1 protein-coding gene and 1 pseudogene are annotated in these 1,541 nt (G+C 32.1%); both read right to left on the bottom strand.

Annotated elements, in window-relative coordinates:
- Window positions 1–35: 35 nt before the first annotated feature.
- On the bottom strand, window positions 36–734 hold the full coding sequence (locus ACT3RN_RS15510) for a hypothetical protein (RefSeq protein ID WP_192520673.1): 699 nt from the start codon (window positions 732–734) through the stop codon (window positions 36–38).
- 10 nt (window positions 735–744) lie between these two features.
- Window positions 745–1,541 (bottom strand): annotated as a pseudogene (locus ACT3RN_RS15505) (hypothetical protein); the annotation flags it as partial.

Here is a 1,541-nt window from a genome sequence, read left to right as displayed (position 1 = left end):
ACTGCTTGGATAGTTTGGAATGATGGGATCTTGTTCTAAGACTTAGGATTATATAAAGATATATCAGTTCTGTCATCATCTTCGCAAAAGGTCATCTCTACCATAACGTATTTAGATTGTTTCTGCTGCACAACACATTCTGTATACTTTGTAATCTTTGGACTATCTAACAATTCTTGGAAGAACTGAGGAGGATTATCTGCACCACTTACATCTATCATCTTATAGATAATGTTTTTCTGAAAATTACTAAAAGCTTCAGTAGGTTTTTGAGGTACTGCTACGTAAAATAGTTTGCCAAAATATTGATCCTTTTCTTTCTCAAAAGAATAATGAATAAAAGTATCATCGGAATATTGAACTAAACCATAAAAACTATTAAGGTCTTCATTTATATTTTCTCCCTCAATTTTTTCAACTTGCATATCATCATAGAATGAGGTCTTTAACTTCTCTGTATTTAATTGTGGCAAAGAAAAGCGTGTCTGGGATTGCTTTGCCGGCGTACTTGTTACTCTTGGTTCCAAATCAACTGAAAAATCATTTTCTATTTCATCTATATCTCCATCTATTGCTGGATACTGTTGACTGGTTAATCCGTTATCTGTATTTGAGACGGGGTTGTCAGTACTTTGATTTTGCTCTATGTCTTTGAGTTCAGTTAACTTATTATCACAAGCTATTAATGAAAAACTTGATAATAAGGTAATAATAGAAAATCTTAATAATTTCATAATTCTTCCTTTATATTCTATAAATACTTGTATCTTTTTGCATTTTATACCATTGATATCTAGTAAATGACATACGCTTATTGCTATTTGCTCTTTTACTAATGGCTTGCCAAGTATAGTCCATTACTTTATCACTGAAACCTTGATGAAAGGTATATGGAGCCTTGGAATCAAATACATGGCGTAGCGTTAAACTATGACCTATTTCATGAACAAGTGTATCGTTATTGGTAGCTGCTTGTGCGAAGATTATAACAATGTTCCCCCACCTAAACTTACCGCTTGATAATTTGTCTCCAGGGGCAAACCCATTAATTCGACTGATATTAAAATCTAAATAAAAAATAAAAGTTCTAAGATTATAAGGGTCGTTTAACTTGATTTTGCGACCAGTCAAACCAATAGGAGCTTGGTCGCCATGATTTATGAAAATTGCTGAAAGCTCTTCTTTAATCATATTCATAAATTTTGAGCGAGCTGCAGACTCTGCCTTTTCGCGTTGCTCAGATGTTAACTTGCTAGCATTTGGTACCTTAGGAACACCGGCTTTAATATTTAATAAAAATTTAAGAACTCTTTTATTATTTTTATTTTTTGATAGTTTATTTAAGTCGAGCTTTGTTTCTGCTACTGGTTCCGCTCTTATTAAAGCTTGATTAAAAGACTTTAATTTTAAATAATTTTGAAAATCATTCGATTTTTTAATATTTTGTCCTGATGAAGAAGTTACATCTACAAAGACTAAATCTGCTTTGTAAGTAATATTGTTTTTATGCACCATTAACTCACCAACGAGAGCTTCGCAAC

Origin of the sequence: Psychrobacter sp. AOP5-GZ1-6, assembly GCF_052376345.1 — a bacterium.
Lineage (GTDB): Bacteria > Pseudomonadota > Gammaproteobacteria > Pseudomonadales > Moraxellaceae > Psychrobacter.
The sequence above is the reverse complement of the archived record's forward strand: the minus strand, read 5'-3'. Positions and strand labels throughout refer to the sequence as shown.